We start from the raw sequence: 25,720 nt of genomic DNA on the forward strand, positions 1-25,720 counted from the left end.
CAGACAACTCCGATACCGACGCCCGATCGTCGCCATTCTTCCCCCGCCCTCCTTTCCCGCCATCCCCACTTTCATGTTGAGTGCCCATCACCTTCGCTGCTCGCGCGGCGACCGGACCCTGTTCGCCGACCTGAGCCTGTCGCTTGCGCCGGGCCGCTGGCTGCAGGTGGGCGGCATCAATGGCGCCGGCAAGACGACGCTGCTGCGCACGCTGGTCGGCCTGAACCCGCCGGACGACGGCGAGGTGCGCTGGAACGACACCCCGATCCGGGCGGCCGGCGAGGATTTCCGGCGCGCCTGCCTGTACCTGGGCCACCACGCGGCGGTGAAGGACGAGTTGTCGCCGGTCGAGAACCTGCGCCAGGCCTGTGCGATCGACGGCGTGGCGCTGGACGATGCCCAGGCCGGCGACGCGCTGCGCCGCATCGGCCTGCGCGGGCGCGGCCATTTGCCGACGCGCGTGCTGTCGGCCGGCCAGAAGCGGCGCGTGCTGCTGGCGCGGCTGCTGGTGCGGCCGGCCACGCTGTGGGTGCTGGACGAGCCGTTCGCCGCGCTCGACACCGATGCGGTGGCGCTGATGGGCGAGCTGATCGGTGCGCACCTGGCGCAGGGCGGTCTCGCGATCCTGACCAGCCACCAGCCGGCGCCGCTGCCGGCCGGCGAGTTCGTGGGCCTGGCCGCATGAACACGGTACTGGTCGCTTTGAGGCGGGACCTGCTGCTGGCCGCGCGCCGGCGCAGCGAGGTCGTCACCGCGCTGTTCTTCTTCGTGGTCGTGGTCAGCCTGTTCCCGCTGGGCATCGGGCCGGAGCCGGCGATGCTGCGCCGCATCGGCCCGGGCGTGCTGTGGGTGGCGGCCTTGCTGGCCACGCTGCTCGGCCTGCCGCGGCTGTTCGCGAGCGACCATGCCGACGGCACGCTGGAGCAGATGGCGCTGTCACCGCGCCCGTTCGCGCTGCTGGTCGCAGGCAAGATCGCAGCGCACTGGCTGCTGTGCGGGCTGCCGCTGGTGCTGCTGGCGCCGCTGCTCGGCCTGCAGTTCAACCTGAATCCCGGCGAGCTGCAGGTGTTGATGCTGGCGCTGCTGCTGGGCACGCCGGTGCTGAGCCTGATCGGCGCGATCGGTGCGGCGCTGACGCTCGGCGTGCGCGGCGGCGGCACCTTGCTCGCGCTGCTGGTGTTGCCGCTGTACGTGCCGACGCTGATCTTCGGCGCCGGCGCCGTGGAGGCGCAGAGCGCCGGGCTGGGCTCGTCGGCGCAGTTGTCGATCCTCGGGGCGCTGTTGGCGCTCGCCGTATTCTTCGCACCCTGGGCCACGACGGCGGCCCTCCGTATCGCAATCGAATGATGGACAAGCAATCAGCCAGCCCCTGGATGCGTTATGCATCGCCAGCCACCTTCTACCCGCTTGCCGGCAAGCTGCAGCCGTGGTTTGCAGGACTCGCCGCGCTGCTGACGCTGGCCGGGCTGTGGATCGGCTTCTTCGTCGCGCCGACCGATGCGACGCAGGGCGAGGGCTACCGGATCATCTTCGTGCACGTGCCGGCGAGCTGGATGTCGATGGTGATCTATTGCGCGATGGCGTTCTGGGCCGCGATCGGCCTCGCGTTCAACACGCGGCTGTCGTCGATGATGGCGTCGGCGCTGGCGCCGACGGGCGCGATCTTCGCGCTGCTGTCGCTGGTGACCGGCTCGCTGTGGGGCAAGCCGATGTGGGGCACCTGGTGGGTGTGGGACGCGCGCCTCACCTCGGAGCTGATCCTGTTCTTCCTCTATTTGGGCTTTCTCGCGCTGCAGGCGGCGATCGAAGACCCGAAGCGGGCTGATCGGGCGGGCGCGGTGCTGGCGCTGGTGGGCGTGGTGAACGTGCCGATCATCTATTTCTCGGTGAAGTGGTGGAACACGCTGCACCAGGGGGCGACGATCTCGATGACGAAGTCGCCGTCGATGGCGATGACGATGCTGTGGGGCATGCTGCTGATGGCGCTGGCCTTCTGGATGTATTCGATCGCGATCGCGCTGGCGCGGGTGCGCAACATCATCCTCGAGCGTGAACGGCATGCCGACTGGGTGCGCGGCGCCCTGGAGAACACATGATGCAGTGGAACAGCGTGGGTGATTTCTTCGCGATGGGCGGTTATGCCTTCTACGTCTGGGGCAGCTTCGGCGCKTGTGCCTTGGCGATGCTCGTCGAAAGCCTGCTGCTGCGCCAGCAGCGCGCGGAACTGTTGCGATCCCTCAAGGATCAGCACGAGGCATGAAAACCTGCGCCGAGCAACACCAATCAGAGTGACACAAGACAAATGAAGCCCCGCCACAAACGCCTAGCCATCATCGTCGGCGGCCTCGCCAGTCTCGGCGTGGCCGCAGCACTCGTGCTGAACGCGCTGAACAGCAACGTCGCGTTCTTCTTCACGCCCACGCAGGTGGTCTCGGGAGAAGCCCCGAAGGACCGGGCCTTCCGCGTCGGCGGCATGGTCCGCCAGGGCACGCTGAAGCGCGACCAGATGACCGTCAGCTTCACGATCACCGACACCGCGAAAGACGTCGCCGTGCGCTACACCGGCATCCTTCCCGACCTGTTCCAGGAGGGCAAGGGCGCCGTCGTGCAAGGCAAGCTCGACGGGGACGCCTTCGTCGCCACCGAAGTGCTCGCCAAGCACGACGAGAACTACATGCCGCCCGAGGCCGCCCACGCGGTCGAAGAGGCCAAGAAGATGAGGAACACGCTCAAATGACTCCCGAACTCGGCCACCTCGCGCTGATCCTCGCGTTCCTGGTCTCGATCGTCCAGGGCRTGCTGCCGATCGTCGGCGCCCACCAGAACAAGCCCGCCTGGACCTCGCTCGCACGGCCCGCCGCGCAGACGCAGTTCCTGCTCGTCGCGTTCGCGTTCGCCTGCCTGATGCAGGCCTTCGTCGCCAACGACTTCTCGGTGCTCTACGTCGCCCAGCACTCGAACTCGCAGCTGCCCACCGCCTACCGCGCCGCCGCCGTCTGGGGCGGCCATGAAGGCTCGCTGCTGCTGTGGCTACTGATGCTGAACGGCTGGACGCTCGCCGTCAGCCTGCTGTCGCGCCAGTTGCCGCTGCCGATGGTCGCCCGCGTCATCGGCGTGCTCGGCCTGGTCGCCGCCGGCTTCCTCGCGTTCATGCTGCTCACGTCCAACCCGTTCGACCGGCTGATCCCCGCCGCCGCCGAAGGCCAGGACCTGAACCCGCTGCTGCAGGACCCGGGCCTCATCGTCCACCCGCCGATGCTCTACATGGGCTACGTCGGCTTCTCGGTCGCCTTCGCCTTCGCGATCGCCGCGCTGCTCGCCGGCACGCTCGACGCCGCCTGGGCCCGCTGGTCGCGCCCGTGGACCAACGTCGCCTGGACCTTCCTGACGCTGGGCATCGCGTTGGGCTCGTACTGGGCCTACTACGAGCTCGGCTGGGGCGGCTGGTGGTTCTGGGACCCGGTCGAGAACGCGTCGTTCATGCCGTGGCTGGTCGGCACCGCGCTGATCCACTCGCTGGCCGTCACCGAGAAACGCGGCAGCTTCAAGAACTGGACCGTGCTGCTCGCGATCTGCGCGTTCTCGCTGTCGCTGCTCGGCACCTTCCTGGTCCGCTCCGGCGTGCTGACCTCGGTGCACGCCTTCGCCACCGACCCGCGCCGCGGCATCTTCATCCTGCTGTTCCTCAGCGCCGTGATCGGCGGCTCGCTGAGCCTGTTTGCGTACCGTGCGCCCAAGGTCGGCCTCGGCGGCGCGTTCGCGCTGTTCTCGCGCGAGACGCTGCTGCTGGTCAACAACGTGCTGCTGATGGTGGCCGCCGGCTCGGTGCTGCTGGGCACGCTGTACCCGCTGATCATCGACGGCCTCGGCCTCGGCAAGCTGTCGGTCGGCCCGCCCTACTTCAATTCGGTGTTCGTGCCGATCATGGTGCCGCTGCTGTTCCTGATCGCAGTCGGCCCGGTCGCCAACTGGAAACACGCCGACGTGCGCGACCTGTCGCAGCGCCTGTGGATGGCCGCCGGCATCGCCGTCGTGCTGGGCGCGCTGCTGCCGCTGTTCGTCGGCACCTGGTCGCCGCTGGTCGCGCTCGGCCTGCTGCTGGCGGTGTGGATCGTCGCGAGCAGCGTGTTCCAGATCCGCGCCCGCCTCAGATCGGGCCGGCCGCCCCGCGCCTACTGGGGCATGCACCTGGCCCACATCGGCATCGCGACCTTCGTCGTCGGCGTCACGATGGTGAAGGGCTACGAGGTCGAGAAGGACGTGCGCATGGAAGTCGGCCAGACCGTCGAGCTTGGTGGCTACTCCGTCAAGCTGCTCGGCGTCAACGAAGTGCGCGGGCCCAACTACATCGCGCAGCGCGGTGACGTGGAGCTCTCGCGCGACGGCCAGGTGCTGCGCACGCTGAACCCCGAGAAGCGCGCCTACCTGTCGTCGCAGATGCCGATGACCGAGACCGCGATCGACAGCGGCCTCACGCGCGACCTGTACGTCTCGCTCGGCGAGCCGCTCGAAGCCACCCCGGACGGCAAGGCCGCGGCCTGGAGCGTGCGGGTGTACTACAAGCCGTTCGTCGTGTGGATCTGGCTCGGCTGCCTGCTGATGGCCGCCGGCGGCGGGCTCGCCGCCAGCGACAAGCGCTACCGATTGAAGCTGAAGCAGCGCGTCAGCGCGCCGCTGCAAGGCGCCACCGGAACGGCGGCATGAAGAAGTACTTCCTGATCCCGCTGGTGCTGTTCGCGGTGCTGGCCGTGTTCCTCGCGGTCGGCCTCAACCACGACCCGCACGAGGTGCCGTCGCCGCTGATCGGCAAGCCGGCGCCGATGTTCGCGCTGCCGCGGCTCGATGCCTCGGCCGATGCCGCGAAGTTCAGCCCGCAGGAGATGCGCGGCAAGGTGTGGATGCTGAACGTGTGGGCCACCTGGTGCGGCCCGTGCCGCCAGGAGCACCCGGTGCTGGTCAACTTCGCGAAGCTGAACCGGGTGCCGGTGGTCGGCCTGAACTACAAGGACAAGGGCGACGAGGCCCGGCGCTGGCTGGCCGAGTTCGGCAACCCGTATGTCGCGACCGCGGTGGATGCCGATGGCCGCGTCGGCATCGACTACGGCGTCTACGGCGTGCCCGAGACCTACCTGATCGACAAGACCGGCACGATCCGCTTCAAGCAGATCGGCCCGCTGACCGACGACGTGCTGCGCTCGAAGGTGATCCCGATGCTGAAGGAGCTCGGCGCATGAGGCGGCTGATCATCGGGGCCGCCCTGGCCCTCGCCTTCACCTGCAGTGCACGCGCCGCCGACGCGCYGCCGCTGGCCCAGGACCCGGTCGTCGAGGCGCGGCTGGTCGGCATCGCCGAAGAGCTGCGCTGCCTGGTGTGCCAGAACGAATCGCTGGCCGGCTCGCGCGCCGACCTGGCGGAAGACCTGCGCCGCGAGATCCGCACGCTGATCCGCCAGGGCAAGACCGACCAGGAGGTGATGGACTACCTGGTCGCCCGCTACGGCGATTTCGTGCGCTACCGGCCGCCGATGAAGCCGACCACGTACCTGCTGTGGCTCGGGCCCTTCGTGCTGCTCGGCGGCGGGCTGGTGGCGCTGGTCACCTTCCTGCGCCGCCGCACCGCGCCCGATGCCGTCGCGCTCACCGCCGACGAGCAACTGCGCGCCGCGGCCCTCCTGAACAACGACAAGAACCCCTGAGATGGCAACCTTCCTGATCGCGGCGGCCCTGCTCGTCGCCGCCACCCTGCTCGTGCTGCTGCGACCGTGGCGGCGCGCCGCCCAGGCGGCCCGGCGGGACGACCTGACCGCCCGCGACGCCAACACCGCCGTCTACCGCGACCAGCTGGCCGAGATCGACCGCGACCTCGCAGCCGGCACCCTGCTGCCGGCCGACCMCGAGCAGGCGCGCAGTGAACTGCAGAAGCGGCTGCTGGCCGACGCCGGCGCGGCCGAGCCGGCGATGGCGCCGCTCAGCTCGGGGCGCGGCACGATGATCGCGCTCGCGATCGCACTGCCGCTGCTGGCGGCGGGCCTCTACGCCTGGCGCGGCAACCCGTCCGCGCTGGTCCCGCCCGCGGCGCCGCAGGGCGACGTGACGCAGCAGCAGATCGAGCAGATGCTGGCCACGGTGGTGGCGCGCGTCGAGAAGAACCCGAACGATTCGAAAGCCTGGATGGTGCTCGCGCGCTCGTACCGTGCGATGGGCCGGCTGGCCGAGTCGGCGAACGCCTTCGACAAGATGGGCCGCGAGACGCTGGACCGCGATCCGGTGCTGCTGACCGAGTACGCCGACGTGCTGGCCAACCTGGCGAAAGGCGACCTGCAGGGCAAGCCGCTGAAGCTGGTGCAGCAGGCGCTGGCGCTGGACCCGAACCACGCGATGGCGCTGTCGATGTCGGCGACGGCCGCCTACCAGCGGCAGGATTTCAAGACGGCGGCGGCTCAGTGGCAGCAGCTGCTGCCGATGCTGCCGCCCGAATCGGACTACGCGAAGTGGGTCGTGCAGACGCTGGCCGAGCTGCGCGCGGGCGGCGGTGCTGGTGGGGCGGCTTCGGCACCCGTGGCCGCGGCGGCGCGCGCCTCGTCGCCGGCGACTGCTGCCGCGAAGCCGGCCGCTGGCGCCACAGCCGCAGCCACCACTGCAGCAACTGCGGTCAGCGGCCGCGTGACGCTGTCCCCTGCCCTCGCATCGAAGGTGCAGCCCGGCGACACGGTGTTCGTGTTCGCCCGCGCCGTGCAGGGCCCGCGCATGCCGCTGGCCGTGAAGCGCGGCCTGGTGTCCGACCTGCCGATGGACTTCGTGCTCGACGACTCGAGCGCGATGAGCCCGGAGTTCAAGCTGTCGAGCATGGCCGAGGTGCGCGTCGAGGTGCGGGTGTCGCGCAACGGCAGCGCGACGCCGTCGGCCGGCGACCTGATCGGCCAGGGTCCGGTCGTGAAGCCGGGCGCCACCGGGGTCGCGGTGCAGATCGACCAGATCCGGCCTTGAGCGATGCAGGCGCGGTGCCTTCGCATCGGCATCGCGCGCTTCGCATCCGGACCGGGGGCACCTGACTGCTCCCGGCGAGACTTCCTTTCAGCGCAGTCACCCCGACAGCGTCCCCACTGAAAGGAACTCACATGCCTCTTCCCGCAATCGGTCTCGCGCTGTCCCGCGCCCTTCCCGCCGCCACGAACCTGCTGAGCAAGGCCCCCGGCCTGCAAGGCATCAGCAGCCTGCTGGGCGGCGGTGGTGGTGGCGATCAAGCCCAGGGCGCCCAGCAAGGCGGCCCGGGCGGTGCTGCCAGCTCCATCATCCAGCGCCTGAAGTCGATGATTCCGGGCGCCGGCGGTCAGGACTGACCCGGCACGACGCCTTGAAGATCGAACCGCCGGACAGGCCGCGCTGCGGCCGCGTCCGGCACCCTTGATGCGTCCGCGATTCGGCGGACCGCTTTTCGGAAGCCCCGTCATGAGCCTGCACACCGAAGACGACATCGCGCAAATGAGCCGGGAGATGATCGGCGCGATCACGGCCCACGAACTCGACCGCGCCGAAGCGATCTGGTTCCAGCTGCGCGACCTGCCGAACGTCGTGCCGTCGGCACTCGCCATCGGCGCCTTCATCCCGATCCTGCACGACCGGCCGATCGATGCGCTGCACTTCCTGAACACGCTGCCGGACGACTGCGCGCCGGACCTGAAGGCCTTGTGCACCTACCTGATCGGCGACCCGATCTGGCACCTGGAAGCCAGCGCGCTGGCCGACAGCCCCGATCCGCTGATGCGCTCGGCGATGCGGCAGTTGCTGGAGACGAGCAGCGCTGTCAGCTGAGGCTTGTGTCGCGGAGCGGCCGAAGGCGCAACGACGCGCCCCCTCAGGGCGCGGCCCCCTTGACGAAATCCGCGATGAAGTCGACCAGGCCGGCGGTCAATCCGAGCGCCGGATCGGTGTACGCCGCCAGGTCGCCCTTGGCGCCCGTCTTCATGACGTGGTTCATGCCGCCGAACACGCGCAGCCGCGCGCCGGGCCGGGCCATCGAGAGCTGCCTCGCGTCCTCCGGAGGAACCTGCACGTCGTTCTCTCCCGCGATGATGGCCACCGGGATGCGGAGCTTCGCGATCTCCTTCGATGGATCGACCTTCCCCGCCGAGGCCAGGTAGGGCTGAACGCCGGGCCGGTAGATCGACATCAGCGGTGCAGGCACATCGGGCACCGTCGCACCGTGCCGCAGGGCATCGATGATGCGGGTGTGGGCCGCCAGCAGCGCGGGCGCGGCGGCCAGCCTCGGCTGCAGCTGGGCGTCGAGCAGGGTCAGCAGGTCGCGGCTCAGCCCGGCGACCGAGACGTACGCATCGACCGGCGCGCGTTGCGCCGCCAGCAGGCCCAGCGTGGCGCCTTCGCTGTGCCCGATGACGGCGACATGCGCGAAGCGACCGGTGCGCCGCAGCCAGTCGATCCAGGCCACCGCGTCATCGGCGAAGTCGTCGAAGCGCAACTCGCCTTCGACCACCTGCGGGGATGCGCTGGCGGCGACGCCGCGTTTGTCGTACCGCAGCGTCGCGATGCCGGCACGCGCCAGGCCCTCGGCGAGCAGGCGCAGGTTGTCGACGCCGCCCCGCACCACGGGGTTGTTGCCGTTGCGATCGGTCGGGCCCGAGCCCGCGATGATCAAGGCCACCCATCGCCCGTCGAAATCCGCGGGTTCGAGCAGGCTGCCGCGCAGCGTGACGCCCGCGCGCTGCACGGCGGCAGGTGTGTCCTCGATCGCCGCGCCGGCGGCCCAGGCGCCCAGGCTCGCGCAGCAGAGCACGACGGCGGCGAGCCAGCGTGGGCGGAGTTGAATCGGCATGGTGTCCCTCCTGGCTTCAGCGTCCGCGGAACAACCGGTTGTATTCGAACGGACGGACGACCTTGGCAGACAAGGCCTTCGCACCGGGATGCAACGGGTTGATGAGGGCGATCGACTCTTCGGGAACGATCACCGAGGGCATCTCGAGGATCGCCGCCGTCATGCCGCGCAACCAGTCGGCGCCAGCCTGAGCGCTGGCACGCCCCGCCGGAATGGCCGCCCACGAAGGCGCGAGCCGCGACACGTCCAGCACGTTCCTGGCCGCCCAGACGCTGTCCGGAACATCGATGCGCACCAGGAATCGGTTCAAGGGCAGGCCTGAGTCATCGACATGCGCCGCGGTCTCGAGCACTGCCATGGCAATCGTCGGTGCCGTATACAACGCAGGCTGTCCGTCGTCGTTCCATCGGCCGGGGCTCCTGACGGCACCGCCTCCACTCAGATCGTCTGCTGCGTGCTTGCGTGTCTCGGTCGCAATCCGCCAAAGGATCACTGGTACGCACCGCTCTCGATGGCACCGAGGAGCTTCGTGACGACTGCCAGCCCCGTGGGCGTGTCGATGAAGTCCGCGGGCTTGCGCCCCCCGAGCGCGGGCTGGGATGTCTCCAGCCATTGCCCGAGCCACCTGGCTGAGTCGAAGCCCTTGGCTTCGGGGGCGGTCGAGTTGTCGACGATGTCCCGGGCGATACCGAGCAGCCTGGCCAACCCGAGTGCAGCCCGCCCGCCGTTGCCGGTGAGCAGTTCGCCTGCGGCGACCTTCTTCTCGGCCGTGGCCTTGGGCACGCCGAGGATGTCGAACATGCGCTGCGCCGGGATGCCCATGCGCCTGGACAGGTCCTTCACGAAGATGCCGGCGACCCCTTTGCGCTCGGTCTCGATCAGGCGCATCGGGTCTGCGGCATGGACGTTCATCACGAAGTCGTCGATCCCCTTGCTCGGGCTGTAGGTGACGTTCGTGATCGACACCGCCTTCGGACGTGCCTTGCGCCCAGGCACCTGCTGCGTCGTGCTCTTCAATCCGATCACTGCAATCCCCGTCTATATGGAGACGAAGTGTAGCCTCGATATGGACGAGGCATCAGCCCCCGGCACGTTGCCGCCGGAGGCGGGGTACAGGGAACGCGGATTGCCCCACATCTTTGGACAGACGACAAAGGAAGCCGATGGACAAGATCAAGGTCGCGGGCCACGGAGTCGAGATCGCGCTGCGAACGGCCGGTGTCGCGAGCCGTCCGGCGCTGTTGCTGCTGCACGGGTGGCCCCATTCACATGCGCTCTACGAGCCGGTGCTTCACGACTTGTCTGAACGCTTCTTCGTCCTCGCGCCCGATCTGCCCGAGATCGGCGAGTCTCGTGGCGCGCCACGATCGGCCGAGAAGACGGTGCTCGCCGACGTGCTGCTCGCTGCAGCCGAGCAAGCGGGGGGCCGCGACATCGTCGTCGCGGGCATCGACGTGGGCGGCATGATCGCTTTCGCCGCCGCMCGCGACCATGGCCAACGCATCCGTGGCGCGGTCGTCACCAACACCGTCGTGCCCGGCCTCGATCCCTGGGAGAAGCTGCTGGCCGATCCGCGCATCTGGCATTTCGCCTTTCATGCGATCCCCGATCTGCCCGAGACGATGGTGCAGGACCGGCAGCGACCGTACTTCGACTACTTCACCAACGCGCTGGCGGGCAACTCCAAGGCAGTGACCGAGGCGTACCGAGCGCGCTTTGCCGAAGCCTATGCGCGGCCCGAGGCCTTGAAGGCGGGCTTCGATTGGTACCGTGCGCTCGCCGCCGACGCGGCGCACAACGCGCGTCCGAAGGCCATCGAGACGCCGCTCATGTACCTCCGCGGAGACGCCGATGGCCGTTCGCCGGACGACTACCTGCCCGGGTTGCGCAAAGCCGGCGTGCACGATCTGACGAGTGCGGTGCTGGCGGGCAGCGGCGAATTCGCGCCGTTCGAGGCGCAGCGGGCTTTTGTCGAGGCGCTGATGGACTTTGGGTCGTCGGTGGCGAAACGGTCAGGTAGTGCGGCCTCGAAATGCAAACGGCTCCCGAAGGAGCCGTCTTTTACTGTGGAGGCGCGGGCCGGAGTCGAACCGACCTACACGGATTTGCAATCCGGTGCATAACCGCTTTGCTACCGCGCCCCGCTTAACTTGTCTTGCCTTGAAGCTCTTGCGTCATCTAGGCAAAAAGGGAAGCCCGAAAGCTTCCCTTTGAATTTGGAGCGGGAGACGAGGCTCGAACTCGCGACCTCAACCTTGGCAAGGTTGCGCTCTACCAACTGAGCTACTCCCGCTTTGCCGGATCTTTCGATCCCTTGATCAACCTGCTTGGCATCGCATTGCTGCATCTGCTTCGCTGTATCAATCAAGACTCACAGTATATGTTCAAAATCGGCCGCTTCGCAAGAGCGACCGATTTTTTTCCAACTTTCTTCAGTGCTTCAGCGCGTCGGTCGCAGGCGCAGTGGCCGGTGCCGTCGTCGCAGCGGCAGCCTCGGTCTTGCCGTCGACCTTCGGTGCCTCTTCATCGGCCAGCGGTTGCGGCACCGACTCGAGTGCGATCTCCAGCACCTGGTCGATCCACTTCACCGGCACGATCTCGAGGTGGTTCTTCACGTTCTCCGGAATGTCCTGCAGGTCCTTCGCATTCTCTTCCGGGATCAGCACCGTCTTGATGCCGCCGCGGTGGGCCGCGAGCAGCTTCTCCTTCAGGCCGCCGATCGCCGTGACCTCGCCACGCAGCGTGATCTCGCCRGTCATCGCCACATCGGCGCGCACCGGGATGTTGGTCAGCGCCGACACGAAAGCCGTCGTCATCGCRGCRCCSGCGCTCGGGCCGTCCTTGGGCGTCGCGCCRTCGGGCACGTGGATGTGRATGTCGCGCTTYTCGAACATCTCGTCCTTGATGCCCAGGCGGCGAGCACGGCTGCGCACCACCGAACGTGCAGCCTCGACCGACTCCTTCATCACGTCGCCCAGCGAACCGGTGCGGATGATGTTGCCCTTGCCCGGCATCACGGCCGACTCGATCGTCAGCAGGTCGCCGCCGACTTCGGTCCACGCGAGGCCCACGACCTGCCCCACCTGGTTGCGCTTCTCGGCCTGGCCGTAGTTGAAGCGGCGCACACCCAGGAAGTCGTTCAGGTTCTCTTCGCTGACCACCATCTTGCCGACTTGCTTCTTCAGCTGGATGCTCTTCACCACCTTGCGGCAGATCTTGGACACCTCGCGCTCGAGCGAACGCACGCCGGCTTCACGCGTGTAGTAGCGGATGATCCCGCGGATCGCCGATTCGGTGACGTCCATCTCGTCGTCCAGCACGCCGTTGTTCTTGCGTTGCTTCGGCAGCAGGTAGCGTTGGGCGATGTTGACCTTCTCGTCCTCGGTGTAACCCGCCAGGCGGATCACTTCCATCCGGTCCAGCAACGCCGGCGGAATGTTCATCGAGTTCGAGGTCGCGATGAACATCACGTCGCTCAGGTCGAAATCGACCTCGACGTAGTGGTCGCTGAAGGTGTGGTTCTGCTCCGGGTCCAGCACCTCGAGCAGCGCGCTCGACGGGTCGCCACGGAAGTCCATGCCCAGCTTGTCGATCTCGTCGAGCAGGAACAGCGGGTTGCGCGTGCCGACCTTCGACAGGCTCTGCAGCACCTTGCCCGGCATCGAGCCGATGTAGGTGCGGCGGTGCCCGCGGATCTCGGCCTCGTCACGCATGCCGCCCAGCGCCATGCGGACGAACTTGCGCCCGGTGGCGCGCGCCACGCTCTGGCCGAGCGAGGTCTTGCCGACGCCCGGGGGGCCGACCAGGCACAGGATCGGCGCCTTCACCTTGTCGACGCGCTGTTGCACCGCGAGATATTCCAGGATGCGATCCTTGACCTTCTCGAGTCCGTAGTGGTCCTCGTTCAGCACGGCCTCTGCATTCGGCAGGTCGTGCTTGATCTTGGTCTTCTTCGTCCACGGCAGGTTGATCAGCGTGTCGATGTAGTTGCGCACGACAGTCGCCTCGGCGGACATCGGCGACATCAGCTTCAGCTTCTTCAGTTCGGCATCGACCTTCTTGCGGGCCTCCTTGGGCATCTTCGCCGCAGTGATCTTCTTCTCCAGCTCCTCCATGTCGGCGCCTTCTTCGCCGTCACCGAGTTCCTTCTGGATCGCCTTGACCTGCTCGTTCAGGTAGTACTCGCGCTGGCTCTTCTCCATCTGGCGCTTCACGCGCCCACGGATGCGCTTCTCGACCTGCAGGATGTYGACTTCATGCTCCAGCTGCTCGAGCAGCTTCTCGAGCCGCTTGTCGACCGCGAAGAGGTCGAGCACCGACTGCTTGTTCTCGAGCTTCAGCGGCAGGTGCGCCGCGATCGTGTCGGCCAGGCGGCCGGCATCGTCGATGCCCGCGATGGAGGTCAGGATCTCCGGCGGGATCTTCTTGTTGAGCTTGACGTACTGGTCGAACTGCTGCGTCACCGCGCGGCGCAGCGCCTCGACCTCGGGCTTGGCCTCGGTCTCGGGCGGAACCGGCGTCACTTCGGCCATGAAGTGCTCGCCGTTGTCGCTGATCGAATGCGTGTTGGCGCGCTGGATGCCTTCGACCAGCACCTTCACCGTGCCGTCGGGCAGCTTCAGCATCTGCAGGATGCTCGAGACGCAACCGACCTCGAACATGTCGTCAGGCTTGGGCTCGTCCTTGCCGGCCGCGCGTTGCGCGACGAGCATGATCTGGCGTCCGGCTTCCATCGCGGCCTCGAGCGCCTTGATCGACTTCGGGCGCCCGACGAACAGCGGAATCACCATGTGAGGGAACACCACCACATCCCGCAGCGGCAGCAGCGGCATCGTGATGGGCTCGGCGGGCAAGACGGGATGTCCGGACATTGGAACCTCTCTTTCTCAAGCCCATCTAGGGCTCAAGCACTCGTTTGCAAGGAGCCGGCGCAGTGTGACGCACCGGCAATCATCAGGATCCGTTGTCGTGGCGATGGCCCTGTTCAGGCGCTGGCCTTCTGCTCTCGGTAGACCAGCAAGGGCTTCGCGTCTTCCTCGATCGTGTGCTCGTCGAGCACCACCTTCGCGACGCCGTCGAGCGTCGGCAATTCGAACATCGTGTCGATCAGCGATTGCTCCATGATCGAGCGCAGGCCGCGTGCGCCGGTGYGGCGCGCCAGGGCCTTGCGGGCGATGGCAGCGAGCGCCGAAGGCCGCACCTCGAGCTCGACGCCGTCCATCGCGAACAGCTTCTGGTACTGCTTGAGCAGCGCGTTCTTCGGCTCGGTCAGGATCTGCACCAGCGCGTCATCGGTCAGCTCGCCCAGCGTGGCGACCACCGGCAGGCGGCCGACCAGCTCGGGGATCAGGCCGAACTTGATCAGGTCTTCGGGCTCGACCTCGCGGAACACCTCGGACACGCGGCGCTCCGACTTGGTGTGCACGGTCGCCGCGAAACCGATGCCGGATTTCTCGGAGCGGTTCTGGATGACCTTCTCGAGGCCGTCGAATGCGCCGCCGCAGATGAACAGGATGTTGGTCGTGTCGATCTGCAGGAAGTCTTGATTCGGATGCTTGCGACCGCCCTGCGGCGGCACCGAGGCCATCGTGCCTTCGACGAGCTTCAGCAGCGCCTGCTGCACGCCCTCGCCCGACACGTCGCGCGTGATCGAGGGGTTGTCGGCCTTGCGCGAGATCTTGTCGATCTCGTCGATGTAGACGATGCCGCGCTGCGCCTTCTCGACGTCGTAGTTGCAGTTCTGCAGCAGCTTCTGGATGATGTTCTCGACGTCTTCGCCGACGTAGCCGGCTTCGGTCAGCGTGGTCGCGTCGGCGATCACGAACGGCACGTTGAGCAGGCGGGCGAGCGTCTGGGCCAGCAGCGTCTTGCCCGAGCCGGTGGGCCCGATCAGCAGGATGTTGCTCTTGCTCAGCTCGACGTCGTCCTTGGACGACGCCATGTGCTTCAGGCGCTTGTAGTGGTTGTAGACGGCCACCGACAGCGTGCGCTTCGCGGTGTCCTGCCCGATCACGTACTGGTCGAGGCTGGCCTTGATCTCGCTGGGCACCGGCAGGTCGGACTTGGTGGCCCGGGCCTCGGCGGTGTCGGCCGGCACTTCATCGCGAATGATGTCGTTGCAGAGCTCGATGCACTCGTCGCAGATGAAGACCGACGGGCCGGCGATCAGTTTCTTCACCTCATGCTGGCTCTTGCCGCAGAAGGAGCAGTACAGGACTTTCTCGCTGGAGGAGCCTTTTTTGTCGGCCATGGATGGGTGCGCTGTGCGTTAGGAAGGCTGAGTCAATGATAGAGCAAAAGAATTCCGGCCCAGGCTGTGGAAAAGGGGCCCAAATGGGCCCCGTTCTACGGCTTTCCGCGGCTTTCTGCGGTTTCACCCCGGTTTTACCCGAGGCCCGGCGCCGGATCTGTCAGCTCAGGCGGCCGCGGCCGGGGTGCGCTGCGTCAGCACCTGGTCGATCAGGCCATATTCCTTGGCCTCGATCGGATCCAGGAAGAAATCACGCTCCATGTCGGCACGGATCTTCTCGATCGACTGGCCGGTGCGTTCCGCGTAGATGCGGTTCAGCTGCTCGCGGGTCTTGAGGATCTCGCGGGCGTGGATCTCGATGTCGGTGGCCTGGCCCTGCGCGCCGCCCGACGGCTGGTGGATCATCACGCGCGAATTCGGCAGGGCGAAGCGCTTGCCCTTGGCGCCGGCCATCAGCAGGAACGAACCCATGCTGGCAGCGATGCCCATGCACAGCGTCGACACGTCGGGCTTGATGAACTGCATCGTGTCGAAGATCGACATGCCCGCACTCACCGAACCACCCGGCGAGTTGATGTACAGCGAGATGTCCTTGTCGGGGTTTTCGCTTTCGAGGAACAGCAACTGCGCCACGACCAGGTTGGCCGACTGGTCATTGACCGGCCCCACCAGGAAGATGACCCGCTCGCGCAGCAGGCGGCTGTAGATGTCATAGGCCCGTTCACCGCGGCCCGACTGCTCGATGACGATGGGCACCATGCCCAGACTTTGTGTTTCCAGCGCACTCATGATCGTCCTTGCGTCCTTGAGGAGGTTCGTGATAGTCCCACGGAGATTGGGTTTGATTATGTCGTGACAAGGCCGCATTCAAGGAAACTGCGTCCAGCGTCACAGACAAACCCCGAAGAACAAAGGGCGCCCAGGCTTTTCAGCCCGGCGCCCTTTGGATGGAATCAGCGGAAGATCAGCCGGCCATCAGTTCGTCGAACGGCAGCACCTTGTCGGTGACCTTCGCCTTGCCCAGCACGAAGTCGGTCACGTTGTTCTCGATGACCACGCCTTCGACCTCGGCCATGCGCTCGCGGCTGCCCAGGTACCAGCGCACCACTTCGGCCGGCTTCTCGTAGCTCTGCGCCATCTCTTCGATGYGCGCCTGCAACTGCTCGGGCTTGGCCTGCAGGTTGTTCGCGCGCACCAGCTCGGCGACGACCAGGCCCAGGCGCACGCGGCGCTCGGCTTGCGGCTGGAAGATCTCGGCGGGGATCGGCGCCGTGTCGGCGTCCTTGATGCCGCGCTTCTTCAGGTCGGCGCGGGCACCTTCGGTCATGCGCTCGACTTCGCCGTTGACCAGCGAGGTCGGCAGGTCGAGCTCGGCGCTCTTGACCAGCGCGTCCATCACCGACGACTTGTTGCGGGCCAGCACGCGGAACTTGACCTCGCGCTCGAGGTTGCGCTTGATGTCGGCGCGCAGTGCGTCGACCGTGCCTTCCTTGATGCCCAGCGACTTGGCCAGCGCGTCGTCGACCACGGGCAGGTTCTGCGCCTCGACCTTGTTCAGCGTGACCAGGAAGTCGGCTTCCTTGCCGGCGACGTCCTTGCCCTGGTAGTCCTCGGGGAACTGCAGCGGGAAGGTCTTGGATTCGCCGGTCTTCATGCCGCGCACGGCCTTCTCGAAGGCCTCGAGCATCTGGCCTTCACCGATCAGGAACTGGAAGCCCTCGGCCTTTCCGCCGTCGAACGGCACGCCGTCGATCTTGCCTTCGAAGTCGATCGTCACGCGGTCGCCTTCGGCGGCGGCCTCGCCCTGCGGGCGCTGCGCGAAGGTGCGGCGCTGCTTGCGCAGGATGTCCAGCGTCTTGTCGATCGCGGCTTCGGTCACTTCGGTGCTGACGCGCTCGACCTCGGCGGCCGACAGGTCGCCGAGCTTGACCTCGGGGTACACCTCGAAGACGGCGTCGAAGGCCATCTGGCCTTCGGGCGCGGTTTCCTTCTCGCTGATGCGCGGGGCACCGGCGACGCGCAGCTTGGCTTCGCTGGTGGCCTGGGCGAAGGCCTGACCGACCTTGTCGTTCATCACCTCGTACTGCACCGAGTAGCCGTAGCGCTGGGAGACCACGCTCATCGGCACCTTGCCCGGGCGGAACCCGTCGGCCTTGACCGTGCGGGACAGGCGCTTCAGGCGCGTTTCGACCTCGTTGTTGATCGTGTCGGCCGCCAGCGTGAGCGTGATGCGGCGTTCGAGCTTCTCGAGGGTTTCTACAGTGACAGCCATGATTGTCTGGACTCTCTGGTTTCGTTAGCTGGTGCGCGGGGGGGGACTCGAACCCCCACACCATCGCTGGCGTCAGGACCTAAACCTGGTGCGTCTACCAATTTCGCCACCCGCGCACATTTTGGGCAATGCCGTTCTGGCAATACAAAAAAGAGCAAGGGAAGCCGAAGCTTCCCTTTTAGGCGATTCGGTAAACCGCGTAGTTTAGCTGCTCGCGGCGGCTCTTTCCTCTTCGGCCGGTTTGACGCGGAACCAGGCCGCATACATCGCCGGCAAAGCCAGCAGCGTCAGGCCCGTCGCGACGATCAGCCCGCCCATGATCGCAACCGCCATCGGCCCCCAGAACACGCTGCGCGACAGCGGGATCATCGCGAGCACCGCCGCCGCCGCGGTCAGCACGATCGGACGGAAGCGCCGCACCGCCGATTCGACGATCGCCTCCCAGGCCGGCACGCCGCGCGAGCGGTCCTGCTCGATCTGGTCGATCAGGATCACCGAGTTGCGCATGATCATGCCCATCAGCGCGATCACGCCGAGCAGCGCGACGAAGCCGAACGGCCGGTTCAGCAGCAGCAGCGCGCCCGCCACGCCGGCGATGCCGAGCGGCCCGGTGAGGAACACCAGGATCGAACGCGAGAAGCTGTGCAGCTGCAGCATCAGCAGCGTGAACATGATGAACAGCGCGAGCGGCAGGCCTGCGGCGATCGAGCCCTGCCCCTTGCTGCTCTCCTCCACCGCACCGGCGATCTCGATGCGGTAGCCGTCCGGCATGGTCTTCTGCRGCTTGTCGAGATCCGGCCACACCTGCAGCGTGACCGTCGGGCCCTGCAGGCCTTCGACCACGTCGCCCTGCACCGTCACCGCATAGTCGCGCCCCTCGCGCCACAGCACACCCGGCTCCCAGGTGAAGCCGACCTTGGCGATCTGCGTCAGCGGGATCGAGCGCCCGCTGGCCGTCGGCAGGTAGGCATTGCCGATGTCGGTGATGGCATTGCGCTCGTCCAGCGGCTGGCGCACGACGATGTCGACCAGCCGGTCGGCCTCGCGGTACTGCCCGACGGTGTTGCCCGACAGGATGGTGCGCGACGCGGTGGCGATGGCCTGGCTGGTGACGCCGAGTGCGCGCGCCTTGTCCTGGTCGACCTCCAGGCGCAGCACCTTGACCGACTCGTTCCAGTTGTCGTTCACGCCGCGCATGTTCGGGTTGGCACGCAGGATGTCCTTGGCCTTGTCGGCCCAGGCACGGGCCTGCGCCGCATCCGGTCCCATCACGCGGAACTGCACCGGATACGGCACCGGCGGCCCGTTCGGCAGCAGCTTGACGCGGCCGCGCGCATCGGGGAATTCCTCGGCCAGCATCTTCGGCAGCTTCAGGCGCAGCGACTCGCGCGTCGGCAGGTCCTTCGGGATCAGGATCACCTGGCTCACGTTGGTCTGCGGGAAGATCTGGTCGAGCGGCAGGTAGAAGCGCGGCACGCCGCTGCCGACCCAGATCGACACGTCGACCACGCCCGGCTCCTTCAGCATGCGCGCCTCGAAGCGCTTGGCCAGCTCCTCGCTCGACTGGATGGTCGCGCCTTCGGGCAGCCACAGGTCGACCAGGATCTCCGGGCGGCTCGAATCGGGGAAGAACTGCTGCTGCACCTTGCCCATGCCGGCCAGGCCCAGCACGAAGGTGCCGATGGTCAGGCCGATCGTGATCCAGCGGTGCTTCACGCACCAGTTCACCGCGCGCCGGAAGCGCGTGTAGAACGGCGTGTCGAACAGCTCATGGTGCTGCTCGCCCTCGTGCATCTTGCTCTTGCTGTGCAGCAGCTTGGCGCCGAGGTACGGCACGAAGTACACCGACACCACCCACGAGATCAGCAGCGCCGCGGTGGTCACCGCGAAGATCGCGAACGTGTATTCGCCCACCGTCGAGCGTGCCATGCCGATCGGCAGGAAGCCGGTCGCGGTGATCAGCGTGCCGGTCAGCATCGGCATCGCGGTCACGTCGTAGGCGAAGGTCGCGGCGCGCATCTTGTCGTAGCCCTCTTCGAGCTTGCGCACCATCATTTCCACCGAGATGATCGCGTCGTCGACGAGCAGCCCGAGCGCGATGATCAGCGAGCCCAGCGAGATCTTGTGCAGCCCGACACCCCAGTAGAACATCGTGACGAAGGTGATCGCGAGCACCAGCGGGATCGTGATGCCCACCACCAGGCCCGGCCACACGTCGATGCGCAGCGGCTTCGTGTGCAGGCCCAGGCTGATGAAGCTGACGGCCAGCACCACCACCACCGCCTCGATCAGCACGTGCACGAACTCGCCCACCGACTTGGTCACGGCCGACGGCTGGTCCTGGATCTGCGACAGCTCGATGCCGATCGGCAGCTCCTTCTGGATCGCCGCGACGCGCTGCTTGAGCTGCTTGCCCAGTTCGATGATGTCGCCGCCCTTGGCCATCGAGATGCCGAGCGCGATCACTTCCTTGCCCTGGTGGCGCACCTTGACGGCCGGCGGATCGACGTAGTCGCGCTTGATGGTCGCGATGTCGGACAGGCGCAGCGTGCTGGCCGCGCCGGTGCTCGCGTTGGTGGCGCGGATCGGGAAGGCCGCCAGCTCCTCGACCGAGTTGAACTGGCCGCCCACGCGCACCTGCAGGTTGTCGCTGCCGGCATTCAGCACGCCGGCGCCCTCGACCGCGTTCTGCGCGCCGAGCTGGGCGATCACCTGGTTGAAGTCGAGCCCCATCGACGCGAGGCGCTTCTGCGAGATCTCGATGAAGATCTTCTCGGGCTGCGCGCCGAACACCTGCACCTTGGCGACGTCGGGCACCTTCAGCAGCTTCTGGCGCGTTTCCTCGGCTCGCTGGCGCAATTCTTCATAGGTGAAGCCGTCGGCCGACAGCGCGAAGATCGAGCCGTAGACATCGCCGAACTCGTCGTTGAACACCGGCCCGATCACGCCCGACGGCAACGTCGAGCGCATGTCGCCGATCTTCTTGCGCGTCTGGTACCAGACGTTGTTGACTTCCTTCGGCGGCGAGCTGTCCTTGATCTGGAAGATGGTCAGCGACTCGCCCGGCTTCGTGTAGCTGCGGATCTTGTCGGCGTACGGCGCTTCCTGCAGCGTCTTCTCGATCTTGTCGGTGACCTGCTCGGCCATCTGCTGCGCGGTGGCACCCGGCCAGAAGGCCTGCACCACCATCGCGCGGAAGGTGAACGGCGGATCTTCGTCCTGGCCCAGCTGGAAGTAGGCGACGAAGCCCAGCAGCATCAGCACCACCATCAGGTAGCGCGTCAGCGGCTGGTGTTCGAGGGCCCAGCGGGAGATGTTGAAACGCGAGGTCGGCACGTCGTCGTGCTGGCCGTCGTGGTTGTCTTGGGGGCTGCTCATGCGGTGCCTCGGGCGCTGGGCTTAGCGGGACGCCGCGCTGGCGGGCGCCATCGCAGCCGGGTTGCCGTTCTGCGCGGTCGGCTCGATGTACATCTTCACCTGCTGGCCGGGCGACAGCACGTGCACGCCGGYCGTCACCACCACCTGCCCCGGCGCGAGGCCGGCGGCCACCACCACGGTGTTGCCGTCGGCACCGGCCACCTGGATCGGCTGCGCCTTGACGCTGAGCACGCCCTGCGCGTTCTTGTCGACCAGCCACACCGAGGTGCGGCCCTGCAGCTCGGTGACGGCCGACAGCGGCAGGCGCACCACGTTCGATTGCTGCGGCAGCTCGATCAGCACGGTGGCGGTCTGGCCGAGGCGTGCCGGCAGCTCGCCGATGTCGGCCTTGATCTGGAACGTGCGGGTCGCGGCATCGGCGGCGGCGGCGACCTCGCGGATCGACGCGGACACCGCGTCATTGCTGCCCCACAGCTTCACCTTCAAGGCGCCGGGCTTGCGGGCGAGCGCCCGCAGGTCGCTGACATGATCCTCGGGCACCGAGAACACCACATCGCGCGGGCCGTCCTGCGCGAGGCGCACGACCGACGTGCCGGCGGCCACCACCATGCCGGGCTCGGCGTCGACGCCGGTGATCACGCCGTTGGAATCGGCCACCAGCGCCGCATAGGCCGCCTGGTTGCCCTGCACGCCGGCCTGCGCGCGCGCCTGGTCGAATTGCGCCTGGGCGGATTTCAGCGCGGTGTCGCGGCGCTCCAGCTCGGCCGAGCTGATGAAGCCCTGGTCGCGCAGGTCCTTGTAGCGCTTGTAGTCGGCGTTCGCGAGTTCGAGGTTGGTCTGCGCCGCAGCGAGCGCCGCGCGGGCCGACTCCTGCGCCAGCTTCAGATCCTGCGGATCGAGCTGCGCGAGCACCTGCCCTGCCTTCACGGTGTCGCCCACGTTCGCCGTGCGGCGCGTGATCTTGCCGCCGACCCGGAAGCCCAGCTTCGATTCGGTGCGCGCCCGGATCTCGGCCGCGTACTCGCGGGTGCCGCCCGCGGCCCCGTTGGCGACGGTCAGCGTGCGGACCGCTCGCACCGGCTCGCCGGCAGGCTCGGTCTTGGAACAGGCGGCCAGGACGGCCACACTGGCCAAGGCAATGAACAGCGTGGATCGCATCGGAATCCTCTTCGAAGCGGTGAACGGGGCGGGAAATAGGGAATCGGGGGCTGATGTCAGTTACGGTACAACTGACTGACCGGTCAGTAATGTATTCGGGTCAATCCCAGGTGTCAAACCGTCCCTGGCATCTTTCGATGCGTCACGAGCGCCCGGGGCCGACCCAGCGACAATGCGCGCTGAATTGATCACGACCGACGATGACGCCCCAGCAATACGTGCAGGACAAGGCCGCCAAGAGCGGCTCGAGCTTCTACTACGCCTTCCTGTTCCTGCCACCGCCGCGGCGCGCGGCGATCACCGCGTTCTACGCCTTTTGCCGCGAGGTGGACGACGTCGTCGACGAAGTCCAGGACCCGGGCGTCGCCGCCACCAAGCTCGCCTGGTGGCGCAAGGAGACCGCCAGCGCCTTCGCCGGGCACGCCTCCCACCCGGTGATGCAGGCCCTGATGCCCCTCACCGCCGAATTCGGCATCCGCGCCGACCACCTCAACGCGGTGATCGACGGCTGCCAGATGGATCTGGAGCAGTCGCGCTACCTCGACTACCCCGGGCTGCAGCGCTACTGCCACCTGGTGGCCGGCGTGGTCGGCGAGGTCGCGGCCAGCATCTTCGGCCGCAGCACCGACCAGACGCTGCAGTACGCCCACAGGCTGGGCCTCGCGATGCAGCTGACGAACATCATCCGCGACGTCGGCGACGACGCCCGCCGCGGCCGCATCTACCTGCCGATCTCCGAACTGCAGCAGTTCGACGTGAAAGCGCATGAACTGCTCAAGCGCACCGCGCCGTGGGGCTACAGCGAGCGCTTCACCGCGCTGATGCGCTTCCAGGCCGAGCGGGCGCACCGCTGCTATGACGAGGCCTTCGCACTGCTGCCCGACGCCGATCGGGTCGCGCAGAAGCCCGGCCTGATGATGGCCAACATCTACCGCACGCTGCTGCGCGAGATCGAGGCCGGCGATTTCCAGGTGCTGCACCAGCGCGTCTCGCTGACGCCGATCCGCAAGCTGTGGATCGCCGCCCGCACCCACTGGAAGGGGCGCTGAGGCGCGCATCACCGCGGCGCTGGTCAAGCCAGTTTTCGCCATGCAAAATGGCGGACAACTGAATGAGAGTGCCGCGATGAAAAGCAAAGAGGGCCAGACCCCGGCGATCCAGGTGCTGGAGCGCATGTTTTCGCTGCTGGATCTGCTGGCGTCCCACCAGGATCCGATCTCGCTGAAGCTGATCAGCGAGCAGACCGGCCTGCACCCGTCGACCGCCCACCGCATCCTCAACGACCTGACGGTCGGCCGCTACGTCGACCGGCCCGAGGCCGGCAGCTACCGGCTGGGCATGCGCCTGCTGGAACTGGGCAACCTGGTGAAGGCACGCCTCGACGTGCGCGACGCCGCGCTCGGCCCGATGCGCGAACTGCACAAGCTGACGCACCAGCCGGTGAACCTGTCGATGCGCCAGGGCGACGAGATCGTCTACATCGAACGCACCTACAGCGAACGCTCGGGCATGCAGGTGGTTCGTGCCGTCGGCGGACGGGCGCCGCTGCACCTCACGTCGGTCGGCAAGCTGTTCCTCGCACATGACGACCCCCAGCGCGTGCGGGCCTATGCCAACCGCACCGGCCTGGCCGGCCACACGCGCAACAGCATCACCGAAGTGGCCACGCTGGAGCGCGAGCTGTCGAAGGTGATGCAGTACGGCACCGCGCGCGACGACGAAGAGCTGGAGCTGGGCGTGCGCTGCATGGCCGCCGGCATCCTCGACGACCAGGGCAAGCTGGTGGCCGGGCTGTCGATCTCGGCGCCGGCCGACCGGCTCGAGGAAGCGTGGCTGGAGCGGCTGAAGGCGACCGCCTCGCAGATCTCGGCGGCGCTCGGGCACCGCGGCTGAAATGCAAAAAGCCCGGGATCACCGGGCTTCTTGCATATCGACGGAAACGTCAGTGCTCAGGACGTGAGCTTCGGCACCTCGTGGACGACCGTGGTAGCAGGCTCTGCCACCGCCGGCACCACCGGTGCCAGCTGGTTCACCCAGCGGCGCACGCGCTCSGCATCGCCGATCCGCGAGTACTTGCCGGCCGAATCGAGGAACACCATGATCAGCTTGCGACCGGCCAGCTTGGCCTGCATCACCAGGCAGCGGCCGGCTTCGGAGATGTAGCCGGTCTTCTGCACGCCGATGTCCCACTCGGGGCTGCGCACCAGGCCGTTGGTGGTGTGGAAGGCCTGCATGCGGCGACCGACCATCACCTGGTATTCCGGCGAGGTCGACAGCTCGCTGATCAGGGGACGGGTGCTCGCCTCTTTCACCAGCGAGGCCAGGTCATGCGCGCTCGACTGGTTGCGGCTGGACAGCCCCGTCGGCTCGACATAGTGGGTGTCGTTCATGCCGAGCTCGAGCGCCTTGCGGTTCATCGCCGCAACGAAGGCATCGAGGCCGCCGGGATAGTGGCGGCCCAGCGCATGCGCGGCGCGGTTCTCGGACGACATCAGCGCGAGGTGCAGCATCTCTTCGCGCGTCAGCTGGGTGCCGACCGTCAGGCGCGAGCGGCTGCCCTTCTCGGTGTCGACATCGTCTTGCGTGATCGTGAGGGTTTCATCCAGCGGCAACTGGGCATCGGTGACGACGACGGCCGTCATCAGCTTGGTCAGCGAAGCGATCGGCAGCACGGCACCGGGGTTCTTGCTGAACAGCACTTCATTGGTGTCCTGGTCCATCACCAGGGCCACGCTGGATTTCAGCTCCAGCGCATCGACCGTGCTGTGCAGGCCGGCGATCTGGCCGAACGACGGACGCGCCGGCACGTAGGCGACGGTGCGAACCCGCTTGCTGCGGGCGGCGCTCTTGGAGGACTTGGCGGGGGTGGCCTTGGCGCTGGCAGCGGCCTTGCGCTTGGTGGGCTTGGCGGTGCCGTCTGCGGCAACTGCCGCCAACGGAAGCGCAACTGCAGTGATCAACGTGATCAACCCGCGAATCATCGCCGATACCGAAATTTGCATCTTTTTTGCCACAACAACCCCTTGACAGCCGCTGACGCGAGTGTAGGTGAAAGAAAAAAAGCGCGCAAGATCAAAAACTTACGCGCCCTTTCTCCTTCTGTACCTTAGGGTTTGTCAGGTCTGTGACAAAGTCATCAGATCAGCCTCATCCCTGGGCAGCGACGCGTTCGCTCTTGCTGTGCAGCTTGTTCATGGCTGCGAGGTAAGCCTTGGCCGAAGCCACCACGATGTCCGGATCAGACCCGACTCCGTTGACGACGCGGCCACCATGCTGCAGTCGAACCGTCACCTCTCCCTGGGATTCTGTGCTCCCCGACGTGATGGCATTGACCGAATAGAGCAGCATTTCGGCGCCACTTTGCAGCTTGGATTCGATCGCCTTCAGACTGGCATCGACCGGGCCGTTGCCGTCGCTCTCGGCATGGTGCTCGATGGCGCCGGCCGAGAACGCGACCTTGGCGTGCGGCCGCTCGCCCATCTCGGAGTGCTGCGACAGCGCGAGCAGCCGGTAGTGCTCGCTCTCGGCCATCACCGCCTCGTCCATCACCAKCGCGAGGATGTCCTCGTCGAAGATGTCGCTCTTGCGGTCGGCCAGCTCCTTGAACTTGGCGAACGCCGCATTGATCTCGGCCTCGGATTCCATCGCGATGCCGAGGTCCTGCAGGCGCTGCTTGAAGGCATTGCGACCCGACAGCTTGCCCAGCACGATCTTGTTGGCCGCCCAGCCCACGTCTTCGGCACGCATGATCTCGTAGGTGTCGCGCGCCTTCAGCACGCCGTCCTGGTGGATGCCGGACGCATGTGCGAACGCATTCGCGCCGACCACCGCCT

24 protein-coding genes, 3 tRNA genes and 1 pseudogene are annotated in these 25,720 nt (G+C 67.1%); 14 read left to right on the forward strand and 14 right to left on the reverse strand.

Going from position 1 to position 25,720, the window contains the following annotated elements:
• Positions 1-73 precede the first annotated feature (73 nt).
• The 11 genes from ccmA to AC1DXV_RS13215 all read left to right on the forward strand — a co-directional run bounded on the left by ccmA (position 74) and on the right by AC1DXV_RS13215 (position 7,811).
• On the forward strand, positions 74-685 hold the full coding sequence (ccmA, locus tag AC1DXV_RS13165; RefSeq protein ID WP_477933923.1) for a cytochrome c biogenesis heme-transporting ATPase CcmA: 612 nt from the start codon (positions 74-76) through the stop codon (positions 683-685).
• Positions 682-1,347, forward strand: coding sequence for a heme exporter protein CcmB (ccmB, locus tag AC1DXV_RS13170; protein WP_477870903.1), 666 nt, complete (start codon positions 682-684; stop codon positions 1,345-1,347). The genes ccmA and ccmB overlap by 4 nt, the downstream gene beginning before the upstream one ends.
• The gene (locus AC1DXV_RS13175) at positions 1,347-2,096 is read left to right on the forward strand and encodes a heme ABC transporter permease (RefSeq protein ID WP_477870901.1); all 750 of its coding nucleotides are present in this window, start codon (positions 1,347-1,349) and stop codon (positions 2,094-2,096) included. Before ccmB ends, AC1DXV_RS13175 begins: the two co-directional genes overlap by 1 nt.
• Positions 2,096-2,260 (forward strand): heme exporter protein CcmD, encoded by a 165-nt coding sequence (gene ccmD, locus AC1DXV_RS13180; protein ID WP_047512385.1) that lies wholly within the window; start codon positions 2,096-2,098, stop codon positions 2,258-2,260. The genes AC1DXV_RS13175 and ccmD overlap by 1 nt, the downstream gene beginning before the upstream one ends.
• A gap of 42 nt (positions 2,261-2,302) precedes the next feature.
• Positions 2,303-2,737: a cytochrome c maturation protein CcmE gene (gene ccmE / locus AC1DXV_RS13185; RefSeq protein ID WP_047588246.1), complete on the forward strand. Its 435-nt coding sequence runs from the start codon at positions 2,303-2,305 to the stop codon at positions 2,735-2,737.
• Positions 2,734-4,704: a heme lyase CcmF/NrfE family subunit gene (locus AC1DXV_RS13190; RefSeq protein ID WP_477933925.1), complete on the forward strand. Its 1,971-nt coding sequence runs from the start codon at positions 2,734-2,736 to the stop codon at positions 4,702-4,704. Before ccmE ends, AC1DXV_RS13190 begins: the two co-directional genes overlap by 4 nt.
• Positions 4,701-5,234, forward strand: coding sequence for a DsbE family thiol:disulfide interchange protein (locus tag AC1DXV_RS13195; protein WP_477933927.1), 534 nt, complete (start codon positions 4,701-4,703; stop codon positions 5,232-5,234). Before AC1DXV_RS13190 ends, AC1DXV_RS13195 begins: the two co-directional genes overlap by 4 nt.
• Positions 5,231-5,695 carry a cytochrome c-type biogenesis protein gene (locus AC1DXV_RS13200; protein ID WP_477933929.1) on the forward strand — a complete coding sequence of 155 codons (465 nt, stop codon included), beginning with the start codon at positions 5,231-5,233 and terminating at the stop codon, positions 5,693-5,695. Before AC1DXV_RS13195 ends, AC1DXV_RS13200 begins: the two co-directional genes overlap by 4 nt.
• Position 5,696: 1 nt before the next feature.
• Positions 5,697-6,986 (forward strand): c-type cytochrome biogenesis protein CcmI, encoded by a 1,290-nt coding sequence (gene ccmI, locus AC1DXV_RS13205; RefSeq protein ID WP_477933931.1) that lies wholly within the window; start codon positions 5,697-5,699, stop codon positions 6,984-6,986.
• A 131-nt stretch (positions 6,987-7,117) separates the two neighbouring features.
• Positions 7,118-7,339: a hypothetical protein gene (locus AC1DXV_RS13210; RefSeq protein WP_477933933.1), complete on the forward strand. Its 222-nt coding sequence runs from the start codon at positions 7,118-7,120 to the stop codon at positions 7,337-7,339.
• A 109-nt stretch (positions 7,340-7,448) separates the two neighbouring features.
• A complete protein-coding gene (locus tag AC1DXV_RS13215; RefSeq protein WP_477933935.1) occupies positions 7,449-7,811 on the forward strand; it encodes an HrpB1 family type III secretion system apparatus protein in 363 nt (120 codons plus the stop codon).
• Between the two features lie 43 nt (positions 7,812-7,854).
• On the opposite strand, the gene AC1DXV_RS13220 is transcribed toward AC1DXV_RS13215, so the two are convergent.
• The 3 genes from AC1DXV_RS13220 to AC1DXV_RS13230 are packed head-to-tail and all read right to left on the reverse strand — an operon-like array spanning position 7,855 to position 9,846.
• Positions 7,855-8,829, reverse strand: coding sequence for an alpha/beta hydrolase (locus tag AC1DXV_RS13220; RefSeq protein ID WP_477873653.1), 975 nt, complete (start codon positions 8,827-8,829; stop codon positions 7,855-7,857).
• 16 nt (positions 8,830-8,845) lie between these two features.
• A complete protein-coding gene (locus AC1DXV_RS13225) occupies positions 8,846-9,322 on the reverse strand; it encodes an RES family NAD+ phosphorylase (RefSeq protein WP_477933937.1) in 477 nt (158 codons plus the stop codon).
• Entirely contained in the window at positions 9,319-9,846 is a 528-nt protein-coding gene (locus AC1DXV_RS13230; RefSeq protein ID WP_477933939.1) for an Xre family toxin-antitoxin system antitoxin, read from the reverse strand. The genes AC1DXV_RS13225 and AC1DXV_RS13230 overlap by 4 nt, the downstream gene beginning before the upstream one ends.
• 146 nt (positions 9,847-9,992) lie before the next feature.
• Here AC1DXV_RS13230 and AC1DXV_RS13235 point away from each other — a divergent pair.
• A pseudogene (locus AC1DXV_RS13235) lies at positions 9,993-10,748 on the forward strand (alpha/beta fold hydrolase); the annotation flags it as partial.
• A gap of 148 nt (positions 10,749-10,896) precedes the next feature.
• Here AC1DXV_RS13235 and AC1DXV_RS13240 read toward each other — a convergent pair.
• The 9 genes from AC1DXV_RS13240 to AC1DXV_RS13280 form a co-directional block, all read right to left on the reverse strand.
• A tRNA-Cys gene (locus AC1DXV_RS13240) sits at positions 10,897-10,970 on the reverse strand.
• Between the two features lie 76 nt (positions 10,971-11,046).
• Positions 11,047-11,122, reverse strand: a tRNA-Gly gene (locus AC1DXV_RS13245).
• A 139-nt stretch (positions 11,123-11,261) separates the two neighbouring features.
• Positions 11,262-13,700, reverse strand: coding sequence for an endopeptidase La (gene lon, locus AC1DXV_RS13250; protein ID WP_477933941.1), 2,439 nt, complete (start codon positions 13,698-13,700; stop codon positions 11,262-11,264).
• 113 nt (positions 13,701-13,813) lie between these two features.
• Positions 13,814-15,079, reverse strand: coding sequence for an ATP-dependent Clp protease ATP-binding subunit ClpX (gene clpX / locus AC1DXV_RS13255; RefSeq protein ID WP_477933943.1), 1,266 nt, complete (start codon positions 15,077-15,079; stop codon positions 13,814-13,816).
• Positions 15,080-15,244: 165 nt separating this feature from the next.
• Complete coding sequence (gene clpP, locus AC1DXV_RS13260; RefSeq protein ID WP_477871080.1) at positions 15,245-15,868, reverse strand: ATP-dependent Clp endopeptidase proteolytic subunit ClpP; 624 nt, start codon at positions 15,866-15,868, stop codon at positions 15,245-15,247.
• 175 nt (positions 15,869-16,043) lie between these two features.
• Complete coding sequence (gene tig / locus AC1DXV_RS13265; RefSeq protein ID WP_477933945.1) at positions 16,044-17,351, reverse strand: trigger factor; 1,308 nt, start codon at positions 17,349-17,351, stop codon at positions 16,044-16,046.
• A 29-nt stretch (positions 17,352-17,380) separates the two neighbouring features.
• Positions 17,381-17,467: transfer RNA gene (locus AC1DXV_RS13270), tRNA-Leu, on the reverse strand.
• 88 nt (positions 17,468-17,555) lie between these two features.
• Positions 17,556-20,729 carry an efflux RND transporter permease subunit gene (locus AC1DXV_RS13275; RefSeq protein ID WP_477933947.1) on the reverse strand — a complete coding sequence of 1,058 codons (3,174 nt, stop codon included), beginning with the start codon at positions 20,727-20,729 and terminating at the stop codon, positions 17,556-17,558.
• 21 nt (positions 20,730-20,750) lie between these two features.
• Complete coding sequence (locus AC1DXV_RS13280) at positions 20,751-21,887, reverse strand: efflux RND transporter periplasmic adaptor subunit (RefSeq protein ID WP_477933949.1); 1,137 nt, start codon at positions 21,885-21,887, stop codon at positions 20,751-20,753.
• 200 nt (positions 21,888-22,087) lie between these two features.
• On the opposite strand from AC1DXV_RS13280, the gene hpnD reads away from it, so the two are divergent.
• Positions 22,088-22,936, forward strand: coding sequence for a presqualene diphosphate synthase HpnD (gene hpnD, locus AC1DXV_RS13285; RefSeq protein WP_477873944.1), 849 nt, complete (start codon positions 22,088-22,090; stop codon positions 22,934-22,936).
• A gap of 76 nt (positions 22,937-23,012) precedes the next feature.
• Positions 23,013-23,780, forward strand: a complete 768-nt coding sequence (locus AC1DXV_RS13290) for an IclR family transcriptional regulator (RefSeq protein WP_047511852.1) — start codon at positions 23,013-23,015, stop codon at positions 23,778-23,780.
• A gap of 56 nt (positions 23,781-23,836) precedes the next feature.
• On the opposite strand, the gene pbpG is transcribed toward AC1DXV_RS13290, so the two are convergent.
• Together pbpG and AC1DXV_RS13300 are read right to left on the reverse strand one after the other, a co-directional pair.
• Positions 23,837-24,889, reverse strand: coding sequence for a D-alanyl-D-alanine endopeptidase (gene pbpG, locus AC1DXV_RS13295; RefSeq protein WP_477933951.1), 1,053 nt, complete (start codon positions 24,887-24,889; stop codon positions 23,837-23,839).
• 145 nt (positions 24,890-25,034) lie between these two features.
• The coding region (locus tag AC1DXV_RS13300; protein WP_477933953.1) for an alpha-isopropylmalate synthase regulatory domain-containing protein at positions 25,035-25,720 on the reverse strand (686 nt) is incomplete at its 5' end.

It is taken from the genome of Rhizobacter sp. P3_C12 (genome assembly GCF_056402735.1).